The organism is Chryseobacterium sp. JJR-5R (genome assembly GCF_034047335.1).
GTDB lineage: Bacteria > Bacteroidota > Bacteroidia > Flavobacteriales > Weeksellaceae > Chryseobacterium.
In genome coordinates this window covers 3,513,998-3,531,105 of the sequence record NZ_CP139137.1, presented here as the reverse complement: position 1 = coordinate 3,531,105, position 17,108 = coordinate 3,513,998, and the positions used below count along the sequence as shown (strand labels likewise).

The following is a 17,108-nucleotide window of genomic DNA, read 5'->3' as shown; positions in this document are numbered from 1 at the left end:
AATTTGTAACTTTTATTTAATATGTGCTTTTTGTAGGGTGTATATAAATTAATTAATTTAGGAATACCAAATTACATCATTATGAAAAATTCGATTTCCAGGATCCTGTTTGTGGCAGGGCTGGCAGGTATTCTTACCGGATGTTCGTCCAATGAAGATCTTCTGAACCCTGATATTCCAAGTCAGGCTGCGTCAAAAGAGGCTTCAAAATCAAAAACCTATACCATCCGTTACGGGCTTCTTTCCCAGAACGGAACACCGGTACTTTCCGGCAGTTATGACATCGGCAGCTTTGTGGCTACGAATACGGTTACCGGAGAATCTTTTGAAACTTATGCCGGAAGCGGATTGCAGTCGCTGCCGAAATACAGTGAAGGGGTTCCTGCCGGCACCTATATATTTACAGCCACACAAGGGCAGGGCGGCTGGGTAGGATACGGCTCTGTGACCGGAGTTGTTTCTGATGTACAGATAGATCAGGACGGCTACATTACGGTTTATGTTCCTATTGCATGGGAAGAATAAACTCAGTGTGTACTGTCTGGTTCAAAAATAGCACATCAGGTTGATTTATTTTATGAAAGTTTAGCCGGGCTTCCGGATTTACATTTTATGGCCTCCTTTTTGGAGGCTTTGTACTTAAAGAATTATTTTTAGTATATTATGATCAGGCTCATATAATTCTTTATTCTAAGTCTCTAATTTTGAAAACAATAAGACCATCAAAAATTTTTATATGAAAAAAGTAATGCTATTAACGCTAGGATTAAGCCTTTTTGCCGTAAGTTGTAAAAAGCAGGAAACACAAAATGCAAATGACACGATGAGTGATTCTGCTTCCACTTCAGGCACAATGTCTGGTGATATGTCTGGCACGGGAACGGCAATGGACACAACAGCAAGTGTTCGTGACAGCGCAATGAACCAGGGAACTGGTACAGGTTCAGGAACAACTAACCAGACTATGCCGAATACCAACGGATCTAATACCGGAAGCGGTATGCAGAATTCTTCAGGAACCGGAACTACAGGAACGGGAACAACCGGTACCGGAACTACATCAGGTACAGGTACTACAGGTACGGGCAATACAACTACCGGTACAGGTACAACAGGTACAGGAAGCGGTACGACAAGATAAAAAAAGGACGCTTTTTAGACTCCTATACCCTTATTAGAAAACTCCTCAGAAATGAGGAGTTTTGCTTTTTAATAAGATATGATGAAAGAGAGCAGAATTATATATGCAAGCTCGTCCTTATTTTTGTCAGAATGCGGTAAGGCATCTTTGTCTGATAATTTAGCAGGCCGTAAATTTCTTCTGATGTGGTAAAGGTTTCCGGAACATTTACATTCTGGATTGCAGTAATCTTTCTTCTCTTCATGGATTCATGAATAACCTTTGCAAACGATTCTTTAGCACTCTGTTTGGAAGTCTGCTGGGAAATTCCGTTGCTGTGGAGTCTGTATTTGTACAGAACCTCACTGATAAATCTGGCATCGCCGATTTCCAGAAGCTTAAGGTAAAGATCCTGGTCTACCGCATTTTTAAGAGTAGGGTTGATGCCGGATGTTTTAAGATAGGCATTCTTTTTAAACATAAAAAATGCTGAAATCTGGATAGGTGCATTAAAAAAAAGTTTATGGTTACGTACCTGTTTTATTTTCGTAAAAACTTCTCTCGGATTAAGTTTTTCATCACAGAACATCAATTGTGAATACACGGCAATGGTATTATTCCCGGATTTTCTGAATTCGTCTGCTGAGCGTTCAAGTGCATAGGAATATAAGGCATCATCAGGATCCAGAAATGCACAAAGCTCTCCTTCGGAAAGATCTATGCATTTCCCTTTGGTATAGCCGCAGCCTCTGTTTTTGTTATTCTGATAAAATCTGAAACGGGGATCATCTTTTATAAGCCCGGTAATAATTTCTGTGGAATCATCCGTTGAGCAGTCGTCTACAATAATAACTTCCCAATTTTCATAACCCTGTGAGATAATTGATTCGTAACACTCACTAAAATATTTTCCGTTATTATAGTTTGCAATCAGGATAGATATTTTAATCACATTTTATTGATTTAATATAATACAAATATACGTAAATTACTGTGAAAATCTTATGATCTAAATCATTTAATTAATGGATTAGTTTTTTATATTATAGAATTATTTCGATGATAAAAATAAAAATTATCAATTTAGCTTAATATTAAATAGCTGATTTTAAATATTTTAAAGATAAAATAGTAATTCTGATTTGATAAAGTTTAAATAAAATTTCGTAAAATACAGAATTTATTCTATAAATTTGTAGAAATCATGAATTACATGATCTGACTCATAAAATTCCATATACTTTAAGATTATTTTTATAAACAATTAAATTAATTGATACTACAAAATTTTTTTCATCATTTGTGTTTTTAGGTCTTCTTTTATTAGGAGGCCTTTTTTTATCGATTCGTAATTATATCAGTATATTGAATAGAAACTTTTTTAACCAGTAAGAATCAGGAGGCAATACAAAAATACACAAAAACAGGCTGATCTCTGAGTTCGGAAAAAGCGGGATTAGATTTTCACATTACTGTCTAATAATTAAATAAGCTTTTTAAGTATTAAGTTTCCTTTACCTGACTACGCGGCGAATTATATCAATGAAGGAACGGTTTCAGTTATTGGAATTTTTTCAGGTATAATAAAATAAAAGAATGAACGTTTATTTTACATACGGACCTTTATAATTCTACAATTATTTCACAATTATTCAGTATATATACAAATACATCCTGCTTTATACTTTATATTATTAAAAAACATTTTAGATTTGCAACGATTAATATTAAATGATAACTTATGAAGAAAATTTCTAATTTTCTAGTACTTCTTCTGTGTCTGCTAAATTTAGGTGCCCTGCCGGATGCTTATGGACAGGCACCTGCTACATTGCCGTATTCACAAAACTTTACTACCGCCAATGATTTCACGTTGCTTAACGGAACTCAGACCAATAAGTGGTTTTACGGTGCCGTGACGGGTAATACAGGCAGCTCCCTTTATATCTCAAACAATAATGGGGTTGACAATGCCTATACAATAACTTCATCCAGCACCGTACAGGCCTACAGGGATTTTACCATTCCTGCGGGATCAGCAACTGCTAATTTTTCTTTTGACTGGAAAGGCGACGGAGAAAGTACATTTGATTATTTGAGAGTCTGGGCAGTTCCTGCCACATTTACGCCTGCAGCAGGAACTCAGATAACAGCAGGAACGGGAAGGGTTCAGATTGGCCAGTTCAACCAGGAAACCACATGGCAGAATTTCAGCACCATAAACCTGAATATCAGTGCTTATGCGGGAAGTACCATGAGATTGGTATTTGAATGGAAAAATGACGGAAGCGTCGGGAACCAGCCACCTGGCGCAATTGATAATATCAACCTGAGTATTCCTACCTGCCTTGCGCCTGCCGCGCCTGCCGTATCAGCAGTAACTACAGTTTCAGCAAATTTATCATGGACTGCTCCATCTGCTGTTCCCGGAAACGGATATGAATATTACGTAAGTACTGTTAATACAGCACCTGCCGCTGCAACAGCAGGAACGGCAAATGCCGGAACCTCTGCAACGGCCACAGGGCTTACTGCCAGTACAACTTACTTCTGGTGGGTGCGTTCCGTGTGCAGCGTTACTGATAAGAGTGTATGGATAGCCGGTCCGTCCTTTTCCACAACCCAGGTGCCTGCTGTTATTCCTTATACACAGAATTTCACGTCAGGAAATGACCTGCAGTTTACTAACGGGGCTATGGCCAATAAATGGGTATATGGTTCTGCAACAGGAAATCCTGCCAGTTCACTTTATATTTCAAACAACGGGACTGCAAATGCATATAACGTTTCTTCTACCAGTGTGGTCCATGCTTTCAGGGATATCATCGTTCCTGCAGGGTCTACGGATGCTACTTTGTCTTTTGACTGGAAGTGTGACGGGGAAAGTTCTTTTGATTATTTAAGGGTATGGCTTGTTCCTGCTTCCTTTAATCCTGTAGCCGGTACCCAGATTACAGCCGGGGCAGGAAGGATCCAGATCGGAGGGAACTTTAATCAGCAGACTTCATGGCAGAATTACTTTAATACAGCAGTGAATTTAAGCTCTTTTTCGGCACAGACCATGCGCCTGGTATTCGAATGGAGAAATGACGGAAGCGGCGGGACGCAGCCTCCTGCAGCTATTGATAACATCAACCTGAGTATTCCTACCTGTAAAGTACCGTCCAATATAACCATAACAACAGTTGGAACCACCACGGCTACTGCAACCTGGACGGCACCAACTCCTGCACCGGTTGGTGGCTACCAGTATTATCTGTCCACAACAAATGTTGCGCCTACCGGAGCAACCGTACCCACCGGTTCATCTGCAACCACTACCCTTAACTTAACGCTGTTGGCAGCCAACACAACTTATTATATCTGGGTACGTTCGGTTTGTGTAGGGCCGGACAGAAGTTTCTGGGTAGCAGGTCCCGGATTCACAACTACCCAGGTTCCGGCTAACCTTCCGTATATCCAGAATTTCAATACCGGAAATGATTTAGGCTTTACGGCAGGAACCCAGGTAAACAAATGGACTTATGGAAATGCTGCGGGAAATACCGGTAACTCGGTATATATTTCCAATACCAGCGGGACCACAAATGCCTATAACGTAAGTTCCACAAGTGTGGTTCATGCCTACAGGGATATTGCCATCCCTGCAGGAACTACAGTTGCTGCATTCTCTTTTGACTGGAAGGCAGCGGGCGAAAGTACATTTGATTATTTGAGGGTATGGCTTGTTCCGGCTGCCTTTACGCCGGTTGCAGGTACACAGATAACTGCCGGAGCCGGAAGGATTCAGATCGGCACCAACTATAACCAGCAGACTGCATGGCAGACTGTTCTTAATCCTGCCCTGAATATCAGCAGCTTCGCAGGGCAGACCATGCGTCTTGTATTTGAATGGAGGAATGACGGAAGTGCGGGGACGCAGCCGCCGGCTGCCGTTGATAACATCATCCTGCGTGTCTGCAGCAATGCAACTCCGATAGTGACGGTAGGTACGCCTACCTATAATTCAGTGGTGTTAACATGGAACCAGGATATTGGCGGTGCCACCTATACAGTACGTTACAGGCCCGTAGGCACTGCAACATGGCAGACGGTAAGCGTAGGAGCTGCGGCTTCGCCTGCAACAACTAATACCACGACATTAACAGGACTTTTATCAGCTACACAGTATGAAGTTGAAGTAGCGGCCATCTGTAACGGAACTGCAGGGGCGTATTCTCACAACACCTTTTTAACAAGATGCGACCCAACGCCGCCGAATGTGACGGTCAGTAACATTACGCCGACTTCAGCGCTGATTACATGGGCGCCGCTGGCTGCAAGCTCCAGCTACTTCTTAAGATACAGAATTGTAGGAAGCGGTGCTGCAGGATGGAGTGCGAATATTCCTTTGCCTCTTGCTCCAGCCAATACATATACGATTAGCGGGCTGAACGTGTATACAGCCTATGAAGTTCAGGTTGCGAATATGTGTGATAATGAAAGTACATTAAATACATGGTCTAACCCTAAAGTCTTTACTACCGAAAGAACATGTGATATTGCGCCTCCGGGACTCACAATTACAGGTCTTACCACAACCACGGCAACCATAACATGGGAACCGTTTCCAGGGGCTACTTATATCTTAAGATACAGAAAAGTAGGTATCCCGAGCTGGACGTCAGTTGCTTCTGCTGCCAATACGGTTACTTTAACCGGCTTAACGGAATTAACACAGTATGAAATGCAGGTGGCAAATGTCTGCAGCGGGACACCAGGAACATACACCCCGCCGTATCTGTTTACAAACCCTACTATTACATACTGCCAGATGGGCTCAACCGGTTCAACGGTTGACTATATTTCAAAAGTAACAGTAACTCCGGACGGAAAGCCGGAAATGCAGAATCAGTCCTTAGGCTCAAATTACACGGATTATACAGGTGTGACCAATAAGTTCATTGAATTGATCCAAGGTTCTTCAAATAATAAGATTACGATAGAAAAGAAATTATCAGGCAATACCAACGCCGGAGTTGCCGTATGGATTGATTTCAACAGAAATGGATATTTTGATATTAATGAAAGGGTATTGGTTTCGGGTCCAAATAACAGCCAGACGGTAAGCGGAACATTCTCTGTGCCTGCTGATGCCTTTATCAGCATGACCGATTTCAAATATGTAGTGATGAGGATAGCAATGCAGAAAGACGGAATTCCTGTAAACTGTACCAGCTTCCCGGACGGTGAAGTGGAAGATTATACGGTGAGGATCTCCAAGCCTGCAATCCAGAATCCCGTTAAACAGGATGAAATCTTAATATATCCGAATCCTGTAAAAACTGTACTGAATGTGAAGAATATCAGCAGAAAGGCTAATTATAAGATTTATAATGCTACCGGACAGATTATATCATCAGGCATTATTTTAAATAATAAGGTTGATGTACATACCCTGATTAGCGGAGTGTATGTAATTGATATTGATGATGTTCAGGGCGCTGCCCAGAAAAAGTTCATCAAAGAATAATAATGGATTGATAATCATTTATAAAATAAGTCTTCAGCAATGAAGGCTTATTTTTTTAACGAAATTTTTGATAATGTCAGAAATTGTCTTTGATTTATATTTAGACGGTAAACTTTTGAAAAACAGTTTCTAATATCTGTTTTTTACTTATGTAAGTTTTTAATGACTGTCTTAATGCTTTTTTAATCTCTGATAAAAATTGTTAACTTACCAGTTTAGCAACTGTATTGCACATATAGAAAACAGGATATTTTATACATTTGTAGTCACTCATGTTTAATTTGAGTTTTCATGGTTATTAGTTTTTAATCCCTGTAGCAATACAGGGATTTTTTTTGGAGTAGCCGCAAAAGGATCACATTGCTGTCAGTGCTTACTGATCCTGACTCTGACCTATTACTGATGAATCATTATCTTTAGTATGAAGGCACACCCTGAATTGAGAATTACTGCTGTACCGCTTACAGCTTTCATCAAGAAAAAGGGAAGGTGACTTCCGGAAGTCGTCTAAGTATTTCTGTCCTTCTTCTTCTAAATCCGGAATAATAACATAATCATAGAGGGTCTTTGTAAAGGGACTTAAATTTTTCAAGATGCTTTTTTTGTACTTTAATGCTTCGCTGAATGTCATGATTGATTAGTTTTTGCAAATTTAATCAATATTGTGTGAATAAAAAAATATGGCTGTGCTAATTTTATAGGCCTGAATTATAGGGTTTAATGAAAATAATTCAATAACTTTGCAGTGATTCTCAATCTTAATTGAGTTTTCATGGTTATTAATTTTATCCTCACAGCAATGTGGGGATTTTTTATTGACTGAAATCATAAGTTTGTGCTGACTTAATTTATAATTTTATGACAATAACATATAAATGTTAGAAATATCTCAGTAGTTTAACCCCTCTTATGAGGGGTTTTTTTATCTGAAAACACGGTATGCCTTTCTGTCCTGAAATTTTATGCTTTTATTGATAGGAAAGACAGGGATTTTACTATTCCTGGCATCATACTTGAATAATCCATCACAACTGTTAAAGATCACCATAGGGAGTTTTTACTCTTGTATATTCTCAGAATTATCAGGGAATATTTTTAAACAAAACACCATCACTTACATATTAATTTTTTCATTTAATCCTCTGCTTTGGCCGGGGGTTTTTTGTGCTTGGATAAAATTGTATCTTTACAAAAAATTATCTGTGTCATATATAGTTAAAACAACATCTGGTGGGTTGATCTATCTAAAGGCATCTCATGTAATTCATGTAAGGAGACCCAACTCAATTGAAGGTGCCAAGGTTCTGGGCAAGCCATTAGTTATCAACGCAGACCATATTGGATTCCTGAGCTTTAACCTGGAAGGCCATGTGACCTATTTTATGGCCAGCGGGTTTGAAATATCTTTGAAAATTTTCTATGAAGAAGCTGAAGAAGCTTTCCATTGTGCCAAGGCCCGAATTGAAAAGATTGTAAAATAATAGTCATCAATCTGCTTCGTAATCAGGCTTAAACTCTATAATTTCATGAAGAAATTTGACTGCTTATTTATCTAAAGTATTTAAGGAACAACATCTTAACAGCTGTAGCTTTAGTGGAATAGGACATTTGTATACCCATATGATGCTCTGATTTGATGTAGACAGGTAAAATTACTTGTAATTCAATTAAAGTCTGTTTAAATTTGGCTGAAGAGTATAACTTACTGTAAATTATGGTAGTTACGCGGATTTAAATACAATGAAAAATCTATTGAATCAGCTCAATCTGTGAGTTTATATTTAATATAATAGGTAAAATCCATTATAAGAAATGTAAAATTACTATTCTTGGACAGGCTCTAAGATTTTTGAAATTTATTTTTTTACGGAAGTTCACTCAGACAGAAAAGTTTCAGATCCAGGTTCTTTATTTCAAAATTATAGTCAGAACCGGCAATAAAAAAATCCCTAAGCTAAATTAATAGAGTAGGGATTTTATGAGGTACCTAGCGGATTCGAACCGCTGTGGATGGTGTTGCAGACCACTGCCTAGCCGCTCGGCCAAAGTACCATGTCTTTACCATTTTCAGGTGTGCAAATATAGCAAAATATATGATCCGATAAAAATTTTCAGGCAATTTCTTTCGTGCCGATGTCTTCTATTTCGCTTTTTGCCTGTCTTTCAGACTCATAATTTTTAATGCTGATAACGCGTGTATCGCTCCAGCTGTCGTGCCAGCCGTTTTCTCCCAAAAAAGAAAGAGCATCGAAAGGTACCAGCCTTGAAATGTTTCTGATAAAAAATTCATTCAGGGTAGGGGTTTGTCCGTCCGTAGTAATCACTTTGGTTCCGGTTATGTACTTTGCGATCGTCCTTCCTTTGGTAAAGTACTCCATTAAAAAAGTATAGACAAAAAACAGAAGGGAAGTAATCACGATGTCAACAAGGCGGTTGACTTCAGACAGCTTCAGAAAAAAGGCAGAAATATAATAAGATCCCAGAAGCTTGTCTATGAATACGCCTATAAATCCTATAATCATAAAAGACAGGTTAAAAATAACCCGGTCAATAATAAAATTGGCCAATCTGGTCCATTTCGTGGCTCTGTTGCGGTCGACAATCCGTAAATATTTTCTCATGCTTTAAATTATGGTTTTTAGTTAGTTTCAAATTCCGTTAAGGGTAAGGCGCAGATTGGCTTTGGTATCAATGACAGCAGTAATTCCGGACGGGTTCATAAAAATAGTGCCCGGTTTAAGGCTGAAAACCTTTCCGTTCATTTTAAGGCCTTTGTAATATTCTTTGTTAAAAGCTTCTTCTATGCTTTTCTTTGATGTATTTTCCAGATCCACTGTCGGAATTCCGTACTCATCTTCAATGGTTTTCACAATCTTCCCGCGAAACAGCAGCGTAGCCGTTTTCTGTAATATATTTGAAGTTTTTAAATTAAACTTCGTATTGGAAAGAACAATTTTCTTTTTAGATTCATCATAAACCGGAATCCCTGAAATGAAAGCGCGCCCGGTAATGTACCCTTCCGTTTCCGCTTCAATCATCACCCGGTCATCAGCGCCGTACACTTTTATATCTTTTATTTTTACGGCAGATCCTCTTACGTCATATGCTTTATTTAAAAACAGATTCCGGGCAATAAGCGTGGCTTCCGAAAACGGGATATTCGCGGTGGTCTGGACCAGGAACTGGTCTGCCGGAACAGGAACAAAGGTAAAATCAGGAGCGGTTTTTACAACAGGTGAAGATGGCGGCCTGGTTCCGGTAAAAGTCTCGGAATACACATCAATCCCCAGGTAAGTATCAATCTGGTTCCCGTAGAATTTTAACGGGGTCACATGTACGCTGAGCGGCGTAACTTTCAGCCACGTATTGTATTCTTCTGAAATGGGAAACGGATTGGAAAAAGCATTCAGGGCCATCACAGCATACTGCTGGAAATTAAGCTGGGATGCCATTTGCTGATCAATGGTTTTACAGAATTTCTCCTGCTGTTCTTTTAAGCTTTTTTCAACCAGAGGCGTAATCGGGATGTGTATTTTGCCGAAGTCCAGGGTCGGTTTGATAACCCATCTGAAGCCGTTCGGCTTAGTCGCTGTGGTAACCGTCCAGTCATTTTTAAAATTAAGGGTGGTGTTAAAGGACATGACCGTTTCAAAAGTCGTGCTCTGGTACGTATAGATCCCCAAAGTACCGATACCTTTTTCTGCCTGGATCTTTAAAGGCACTTCAATCAGCAGGTTCTGGCTGGTACCTCCTACAAGCCGTATCGGGCGGGTTTTCCAGACCTTTACCTTAAATTGGTCGTTGTTGTTATCAGTATACGAGTCATCCTGATAGACCAGGTCTTTTACAGAAGCATTGACCATATTGCCGATCTCCGAAAGCGGGATGATAACCGGCATGGTAATGCTGGATTTTAATTTTGGGAAATTATAGGAGCCGGGCTCGCTGCCCGTTGCGGTCTGTCCGAAAACATACACAGAAGCAGCCAGAAAAAATAAGGTCAGGATTCTCAACAGTGTCATTTAAACAAAAGTAATCAATTAATTTACAGGCTTAAAACTTTTTTCCAGCTCAATTGCGGCACCCTTCATCTCCCCTTTCATAGGCGGTGCTGTTTTGGTGATTTTCAGTTTAATATAAGAAATCCCTGAAAAATTTTCGTGAATTTTATGAATGATTCTTCCGGCCACATGCTCCAGCAGCCTGGAGTTGATCTTCATTTCGCTGTGGATAATATCGTTGACGTCTGCATAACTTATCGTATCGGTCAGATCGTCTGATGCTGCGGCTTTCCACAGATCGGTGTGAAGTTCAACATCAAGGATATAATATGTCCCGATGCTGTTCTCTTCCGGAAGGACACCGTGGCAGGCATAAATTTTCACCTCTTCAAGAAATATCTTACTCATAAGCTGATTGTATATAACAAAAGTAATATATTTAACAGGTCAAACAAAAATTAAATTTTTATGAAAAATCTGAAAAAATTAAAAAGAGGAGACCTATGCCAAATAAACGGAGCGGCACTTACCTGCGGCGGTTGCCCTGCGGGAGGTTATGGTCCGGGAGGTTCATCCAATGGTTTTGATCATTCCTGTGAAGATTATAACGTGCTGCCAAGCCGCTGTAAAAACTGTGTCTTTGTAAGCAGCCTCTGCATTAACTCTGATCCGCAGTAGTTTTTTTAAAAGCAAACAAAAAGTTGATCAGCAATCAAATCAAAAGGCTATCCGTAACAGATAGCCTTTCATTTATTTTATGCTTTTCGAAAGATCAAGCATGGCTTCAATCGGTTTCAGGGCCCTCAGTCGCAATTCTTCATCGATAAGGATTTCCGGAAGTTCATACTTCATGCACAAGTACAGTTTTTCCATTGTGTTGCGCTTCATATAGAAACATTCCGAACAGTTGCAGCTTTCATCAAAAACCAGAGCCGGGATCAGTTCTTTGTGCGGGGCGCGTTTTCTCATTTCGTGAAGGATCCCTTCCTCAGTTGCGATAATGAATTTCCGGCAGTCATCCTGTTCCACAAAATTCAGCAGGGCAGAGGTAGAACCGATAAAATGGGCCAGCTTTAAAACGGCCTCTTCACTTTCGGGGTGAGCAATCAGTTTTGCATCCGGATTATCAGCCAGCTGTTTCGCGATTCTCTCCATCGAAAATGCCTCATGTACGATACAGCTTCCGTCCCACAGGATCATATCACGACCTGTTTTTTGAGATAAATATCTTCCTAAATTCTTATCCGGAGCGAAAATAATCGGGCGGTCTTTAGGCAGTGCTTCAATCACTGTTTCAGCATTGGAACTGGTAACAATGATGTCACTTTCCGCTTTGGTTTCAGCATTGCAGTTGATATATGTTGCAATAAGTGCATTCGGGTGCTGCTCACGCATTTTCCTCAGGCCCTCACCTGAGCATCCGTCTGCCAGAGAACATCCGGCCATCGTATCGGGAAGGACTACTTTTTTCGTAGGATTCAGGATTTTTGCGGCCTCTGCCATAAAATGGACACCGCAGAATACAATCATATCTGCATTGGTATCTTTTGCCTGCCTGGCCAACTGGAGCGAATCTCCCAGGAAATCGGCAATATCCTGGATCTCTCCGGGCTGATAATAATGTGCCAGAATGACGGCGTTTTTTTCTTCTTTCAGCTGAAGAATTGCTTTTACCAGTTCTTCCCCTTCAGGAATAATAAGATCTTTTATATCCAGAAATCCCCTTACAGGAATTGCAGATTTTGCTTTTTCTAATGTTTCGGTACTCATATCAACCCCAATATTTTTTGATTATAGAAGTTAGATTTCAGAAATTAAAATTCTGACGTAAATTATTAAACGCCAAGCCTCCAACTTCCATCATCCGGCCTTTAACTTTCTATAAATTTTTGTATTAAACTTTCTATTTCCTGTTTGGCTTCGTCCAGGTCCGTATTAACGACGATTTTGTCAAATTTTCCGGCATAAGAGATTTCTTCTTCCGCTTTTTCCACACGGGTCCTGATGGTTTCCGCATCATCCGTATTCCTTAAGATCAATCTCCGTTCCAGTTCTTCAACAGAAGGCGGTTCGATGAAAACCGACATGGCTTGATCCCCGAAATACTTTTTTAAAGAAATCCCGCCTTTGACGTCCACATCAAAAATCACCACTTTTCCCTGTTCCCAGATTTTTTCGACTTCAGATTTTAAGGTTCCGTAATATTTATCAGTATATACCTCTTCAAATTCCACAAAAGCATCTTCTGTGATTTTCTGCCTGAATTCTTCAGGGGTTAAAAAATGATAGTCCACTGTATGCTGCTCGCTGCCTCTCGGCGGTCTTGTTGTGCATGAAATGGAAAACTGAAGTTCACTGAATGCCTCCAGGGCATGTTTTACCAGTGTGGTTTTTCCGCTTCCGGACGGTGCCGAAAATATGATCACCTTATTCATTTTTTTAGTTATGAATTATGCGTTTTAAATGATGAGCTTCAAAATCCGCAAAGCGATTTTTAACTCATCATTAATAACTTATCACTTTATAAAACGTTTAACGTTTGTTCTTTAATTTTTTCCAGATCATCCTTCATCATCACTACCAGTTTCTGTATTTCGGCATGGTTGGCTTTTGATCCCAGCGTATTGATCTCCCTTCCGATTTCCTGAGAAATGAAGCCGAGTTTTTTCCCGTTGAAGTCTTCATGGTCCATAACTTCCTTGTAGTATTTCAGATGCTGGGCAAGCCTTACTTTTTCCTCGGAAATATCCAGTTTTTCTGTGAAATAGGCCATTTCCTGATAAAAACGGGTCTCATCCACGTTCTCGAATTCTTTTAAGGACTTCTGATAACGTTCTTTTACGCTCTGAATCCTTACTTCTTCAAAAGGGATAACCGCGCTAAGATTCTTATCAATATTCTGAAGGTTTCTTTCCAGTTCCTCATGCAGGATTTTTCCTTCCGTTTTCCTGAATTCCTCAAAACGGTTTACCGCAGCATGCACAATTTTTGCCAGAGATTCCCATTCGCCTTCAGACAGTTCGTCCGGTCTTGACGTAATAGCGTCCGGAAGACGTACCGCCATTTTAAGGTATTCAAAATCAGGAGCATCTGATGCGATGCTCCGAAGTTCATTGATATAGGAATCAATCAAGCTTTTATTGATTTTCACATCGTTGGTCTCTTCCAGATTTTCTATGTTGACATAACAGTCCACTTTTCCGCGGATAATCCTGTCATTGAGAATTTTTCTGATCTCGAATTCTTTTTCTTTATAGCGTAAAGGTATTTTAATATTTAAATCAAAGCTCTTAGAGTTCAGTGACTTGATATCGATGGTAATCTTTTTGCCTTCAAAAACATCTTCGGCCCTGCCGAATCCGGTCATTGATAAAATCATAGTTTTTTATTGTTTTACAAAGATAAACATTTAAGTCTATAGTTTAACTAATGTGGAAGCCGGAGACAGGAAACGGGAAGCGGGTAACAGATACAAAAGAATACAAATATCTTCATCCCATCCTATGATGACTGCAGGCGATATTTTGACGAATCTAAACTTCCATCTCGAAACTTGCCTCTTCTAGCAGATTAACATTTTCTTTGGCATTTTAAAAAATAAGTTCAAATTATCTCAATTTCGTAAATTAGCGCAGTGAAAAAGAAAAATCTGATTTCTGTTGTCGGGCCCACCGGAATAGGAAAGACACGGCTGGCCATAGACCTGGCCAAACATTTCAGTACAGAGATTGTTTCCTGTGACTCCCGGCAATTTTTTAAAGGGATGGAAATCGGTACTGCAGCGCCTTCTGAAGAAGAACTGGCAGGAGCGCCGCATCATTTCATCGGCCATCTTTCGGTTCAGGAATACTATTCCATCGGACAGTATGAAGAAGATGCCTTACGGAAACTCAACGGACTTTTTAAAAAATACGATACCGTTATTCTGGCAGGGGGAAGTATGATGTATGAAAAAGCGGTGATTGAAGGCCTGAATGATCTGCCGGAAGCGGATGAAGAAAACCAGAAAAAACTGCAGGATATCCTCGAAAATGAAGGTCTGGAAAAGCTTCAGGAAGTATTGAAAGAGCTCGATCCCGAATATTTTGAAGTGGTGGATATCCATAACCACCGGAGGCTTTTGCGGGCAATTGACGTGATGTGGCAGACGGATAAGAAATATTCTGAACAGATTGCCGTTTCGCAGGATGCCCGGGATTTCAATGTGATCCGTATCGGGATTGAAGCCCCGAGGGAGGAATTGTACGACCGGATCAACAGGAGAGTGGATCTTATGATGGAAAGAGGACTGTTGGAAGAAGCGAGAAATCTTGAACCGTTTAAAGACCTGACGGCGCTGAAAACAGTGGGCTACGCTGAATTGTTCAAATATTTTGATGGCGAGTGGGACCTGGATTTTGCCGTTTCCGAGATTAAAAAGAACAGCCGGAGGTATGCAAAACGCCAATTGACCTGGTACCGTAAGGCGGATGATATTTATTATCTGCAGCTGGGCTATTCTGAAGAGGATTTTAACCGATTGATTGGATATATTAATCAGCAGGCTTTAAAATAATAGTTTGTATAGTTATTTAAATTATGGTTTGATAAGAAGTCTTTTTCAATGAAGGATGTCTAAATGTTATTTCATTAATTTTTGAATTATTAGGTTAGATTTCAAGCTTCACTTTGTTTTAACAACAATTCGAATGTTACGAAAGCTTCAGGTAAAAAAAAATGCGGTCCCGAGAGACCGCACTTCAAACAATATAATTAAACTGACTACTTCCAGCCGCCGCCTAAAGCCCGGTACAGATCTACAATGCTGCTGAGCCGCTGTCTTTTTACGGACGCCAGATTCAGTTCAGCCTGCAGGGAATTCCCCTGAGCCGTAATCACTTCCAGGTAATTGGCCATACCGCCTTTGTACAGCATTTCGGCACTTTTAATTCCGTTTTTCAAAGTCGTTACCTGTTCTGTGGCTTTTTGTTCCTGAACTTTCAGGCTTTCATTGGACACTAGCGCATCAGAAACTTCACCTACTGCATTTAAAACCGACTGACGGAAGGCCAATACGTTTTTCTCCCTCTGGATCTTAGCCACATTGAGGTCCGTTTTTAATTGTCTTTTCTGGAAAACAGGCTGGGTCAGGCCTCCGAGAACAGACCCGAATAAGGATGCTGGGATCTGGAACCAGTTATCGATTTTAAATGAGTTGACCCCGCCATTGGCTGTAATTCTCAGTGCCGGATACATGCTGGCCTGGGCAATCCCTACTGCCGCATTGGATTCCAGCAAAACCAGTTCCTGCTGACGGACATCGGGACGGCGGCTTACCATGGCTGCCGGAAGCCCCGCAGAAATATCCTGTGGTAAAGAAGTGTCCGACATTTCAATCGTTCGGTTGACTTGATTCGGATTTTCGCCTACCAGAATACTCAATGCATTTTCCTGAATCGCAATGTTCTGTTCCAGCTGGGTAATCAGAAGTTCTGTCGACTGCTTTTGTGCCGTAGCCTGCTGGACCCCCAAAGAAGTGGTATCGCCGCTCTGCCATAATTTTTCTGTAAGAGAAAGGGTGTTGGTGCTGAGTTCCAGATTGGATTTTGCAATCTGCAGCTGTTTGTCCAGCATCAGCAGATTATAGTATCCCTGGGCAATGGCTGCCACTACCTGGGTCTGGATGGCTTTTGTGGCTTCATAAGTCTGCAAATACTGCATCCTCGAAACTTCCTGCTGGTTTTTAATCTTTCCCCAGATGTCTGCTTCCCAGGAAAGGTTAAATGCTGCATTGTAATCTTCCACGTGGCTCTGTCCTAAAAATAAATTGAGGCTTTGCCCGTTCATGCTGTTTTTGGAAGGCCTTGAAATCTGCGCAGAAACCCCGAAACCGACATCCGGGTACTGAAGGTATTTCGCCTGTTTCAGCCTTTCCTGTGAAGAAGCCACCTGTTTTAAAGCAATCTGCAGATCGTAATTGTTTTTAATCCCTTTTTCGATTAAATTCTGCAGCATTGGGTCACTGAAAAACTGCCTCCATTCCAGGTTGGCAACACTCGCGGTATCGGCAGTTGCGGTATATTTAAAGGTTTCCGGAAGCTCAAGTTCAGGTTCTTTGAATGCCAGTTTAGACACACAGGAAACCGAGCCTAAAGCCAGCGAAAATGCGATGATGATATTTTTTATTCTTTTCATAGGTTGATATTTATGGTTTTAAAGGTCATTATGCAATCACGATATCTTCATTGGACTTATATTTCAATCAAATCGATTGTATAATTCTTACGATGACTTTTAACTGAATACAAACTTTGAGAAAATTCAGGCAAACAGCTCTTTGACAATAGAAATTGTATTGCTTTATTGAACATTTAAGCGTTAAGAGAAATCAAATAGATTCTTAAGAATTGTTCTTTAAACGAAACTCATCTTAATATTCTTAACCTCTTGGTAACATCTTAATGGTTTAGAATTCTCAAAGTTTATAAATCCTTTT

General features: G+C 40.3%; 14 protein-coding genes and 1 tRNA gene. 6 read left to right on the top strand and 9 right to left on the bottom strand.

Features of this window, described 5'->3' with window-relative positions; translation table 11 throughout:
• Positions 1 to 81: 81 nt before the first annotated feature.
• On the top strand, positions 82 to 525 hold the full coding sequence (locus SD427_RS15555) for a hypothetical protein (protein WP_320558710.1): 444 nt from the start codon (positions 82 to 84) through the stop codon (positions 523 to 525).
• A gap of 211 nt (positions 526 to 736) precedes the next feature.
• A complete protein-coding gene (locus tag SD427_RS15550) occupies positions 737 to 1,141 on the top strand; it encodes a hypothetical protein (protein WP_320558709.1) in 405 nt (134 codons plus the stop codon).
• A 97-nt stretch (positions 1,142 to 1,238) separates the two neighbouring features.
• Here the strand turns inward: SD427_RS15550 and SD427_RS15545 are convergent, their stop codons facing one another.
• Positions 1,239 to 2,072, bottom strand: coding sequence for a glycosyltransferase family A protein (locus SD427_RS15545; RefSeq protein WP_320558708.1), 834 nt, complete (start codon positions 2,070 to 2,072; stop codon positions 1,239 to 1,241).
• 789 nt (positions 2,073 to 2,861) lie between these two features.
• Between SD427_RS15545 and SD427_RS15540 the strand changes: the two genes are divergently transcribed.
• Positions 2,862 to 6,632, top strand: coding sequence for a fibronectin type III domain-containing protein (locus tag SD427_RS15540; protein WP_320558707.1), 3,771 nt, complete (start codon positions 2,862 to 2,864; stop codon positions 6,630 to 6,632).
• Positions 6,633 to 7,834: 1,202 nt separating this feature from the next.
• Positions 7,835 to 8,113 carry a hypothetical protein gene (locus SD427_RS15535; protein WP_320558706.1) on the top strand — a complete coding sequence of 93 codons (279 nt, stop codon included), beginning with the start codon at positions 7,835 to 7,837 and terminating at the stop codon, positions 8,111 to 8,113.
• Between the two features lie 500 nt (positions 8,114 to 8,613).
• On the opposite strand, the gene SD427_RS15530 is transcribed toward SD427_RS15535, so the two are convergent.
• From SD427_RS15530 to folB, 4 genes are all read right to left on the bottom strand, one after another.
• Positions 8,614 to 8,684, bottom strand: a tRNA-Cys gene (locus SD427_RS15530).
• 59 nt (positions 8,685 to 8,743) lie between these two features.
• Entirely contained in the window at positions 8,744 to 9,253 is a 510-nt protein-coding gene (locus SD427_RS15525; RefSeq protein WP_320558705.1) for an RDD family protein, read from the bottom strand.
• A gap of 27 nt (positions 9,254 to 9,280) precedes the next feature.
• Entirely contained in the window at positions 9,281 to 10,654 is a 1,374-nt protein-coding gene (locus SD427_RS15520; RefSeq protein ID WP_320558704.1) for a DUF4403 family protein, read from the bottom strand.
• An 18-nt stretch (positions 10,655 to 10,672) separates the two neighbouring features.
• Positions 10,673 to 11,041, bottom strand: coding sequence for a dihydroneopterin aldolase (gene folB / locus SD427_RS15515; protein WP_320558703.1), 369 nt, complete (start codon positions 11,039 to 11,041; stop codon positions 10,673 to 10,675).
• Between the two features lie 60 nt (positions 11,042 to 11,101).
• Here folB and SD427_RS15510 point away from each other — a divergent pair, with 60 nt between their 5' ends.
• Positions 11,102 to 11,311 (top strand): hypothetical protein, encoded by a 210-nt coding sequence (locus SD427_RS15510; protein WP_320558702.1) that lies wholly within the window; start codon positions 11,102 to 11,104, stop codon positions 11,309 to 11,311.
• Between the two features lie 72 nt (positions 11,312 to 11,383).
• Here the strand turns inward: SD427_RS15510 and nadA are convergent, their stop codons facing one another.
• The 3 genes from nadA to SD427_RS15495 all read right to left on the bottom strand — a co-directional run bounded on the left by nadA (position 11,384) and on the right by SD427_RS15495 (position 14,012).
• Positions 11,384 to 12,403: a quinolinate synthase NadA gene (gene nadA / locus SD427_RS15505; RefSeq protein WP_320558701.1), complete on the bottom strand. Its 1,020-nt coding sequence runs from the start codon at positions 12,401 to 12,403 to the stop codon at positions 11,384 to 11,386.
• Between the two features lie 101 nt (positions 12,404 to 12,504).
• Positions 12,505 to 13,068, bottom strand: coding sequence for a guanylate kinase (gene gmk, locus SD427_RS15500; protein ID WP_320558700.1), 564 nt, complete (start codon positions 13,066 to 13,068; stop codon positions 12,505 to 12,507).
• 86 nt (positions 13,069 to 13,154) lie between these two features.
• A complete protein-coding gene (locus SD427_RS15495) occupies positions 13,155 to 14,012 on the bottom strand; it encodes a YicC family protein (protein WP_320558699.1) in 858 nt (285 codons plus the stop codon).
• Between the two features lie 255 nt (positions 14,013 to 14,267).
• On the opposite strand from SD427_RS15495, the gene miaA reads away from it, so the two are divergent.
• A complete protein-coding gene (miaA, locus tag SD427_RS15490; RefSeq protein WP_320558698.1) occupies positions 14,268 to 15,188 on the top strand; it encodes a tRNA (adenosine(37)-N6)-dimethylallyltransferase MiaA in 921 nt (306 codons plus the stop codon).
• 206 nt (positions 15,189 to 15,394) lie between these two features.
• Here miaA and SD427_RS15485 read toward each other — a convergent pair whose 3' ends face one another.
• Positions 15,395 to 16,807, bottom strand: coding sequence for an efflux transporter outer membrane subunit (locus SD427_RS15485; RefSeq protein WP_320558697.1), 1,413 nt, complete (start codon positions 16,805 to 16,807; stop codon positions 15,395 to 15,397).
• Between the last annotated feature and the right edge of the window lie 301 nt (positions 16,808 to 17,108).

What these genes read in the sequence shown, in the direction of transcription:
- SD427_RS15550 (WP_320558709.1), top strand. Translation starts at nt 737, where the DNA reads ATGAAAAAAGTAATGCTATTAACGCTAGGATTAAGCCTTTTTGCCGTA.
- SD427_RS15525 (WP_320558705.1), bottom strand. Translation starts at nt 9,253, where the DNA reads ATGAGAAAATATTTACGGATTGTCGACCGCAACAGAGCCACGAAATGG.
- SD427_RS15555 (WP_320558710.1), top strand. Translation starts at nt 82, where the DNA reads ATGAAAAATTCGATTTCCAGGATCCTGTTTGTGGCAGGGCTGGCAGGT.
- SD427_RS15485 (WP_320558697.1), bottom strand. Translation starts at nt 16,807, where the DNA reads ATGAAAAGAATAAAAAATATCATCATCGCATTTTCGCTGGCTTTAGGC.
- SD427_RS15540 (WP_320558707.1), top strand. Translation starts at nt 2,862, where the DNA reads ATGAAGAAAATTTCTAATTTTCTAGTACTTCTTCTGTGTCTGCTAAAT.
- SD427_RS15495 (WP_320558699.1), bottom strand. Translation starts at nt 14,012, where the DNA reads ATGATTTTATCAATGACCGGATTCGGCAGGGCCGAAGATGTTTTTGAA.
- folB (WP_320558703.1), bottom strand. Translation starts at nt 11,041, where the DNA reads ATGAGTAAGATATTTCTTGAAGAGGTGAAAATTTATGCCTGCCACGGT.
- gmk (WP_320558700.1), bottom strand. Translation starts at nt 13,068, where the DNA reads ATGAATAAGGTGATCATATTTTCGGCACCGTCCGGAAGCGGAAAAACC.
- SD427_RS15510 (WP_320558702.1), top strand. Translation starts at nt 11,102, where the DNA reads ATGAAAAATCTGAAAAAATTAAAAAGAGGAGACCTATGCCAAATAAAC.
- SD427_RS15520 (WP_320558704.1), bottom strand. Translation starts at nt 10,654, where the DNA reads ATGACACTGTTGAGAATCCTGACCTTATTTTTTCTGGCTGCTTCTGTG.
- nadA (WP_320558701.1), bottom strand. Translation starts at nt 12,403, where the DNA reads ATGAGTACCGAAACATTAGAAAAAGCAAAATCTGCAATTCCTGTAAGG.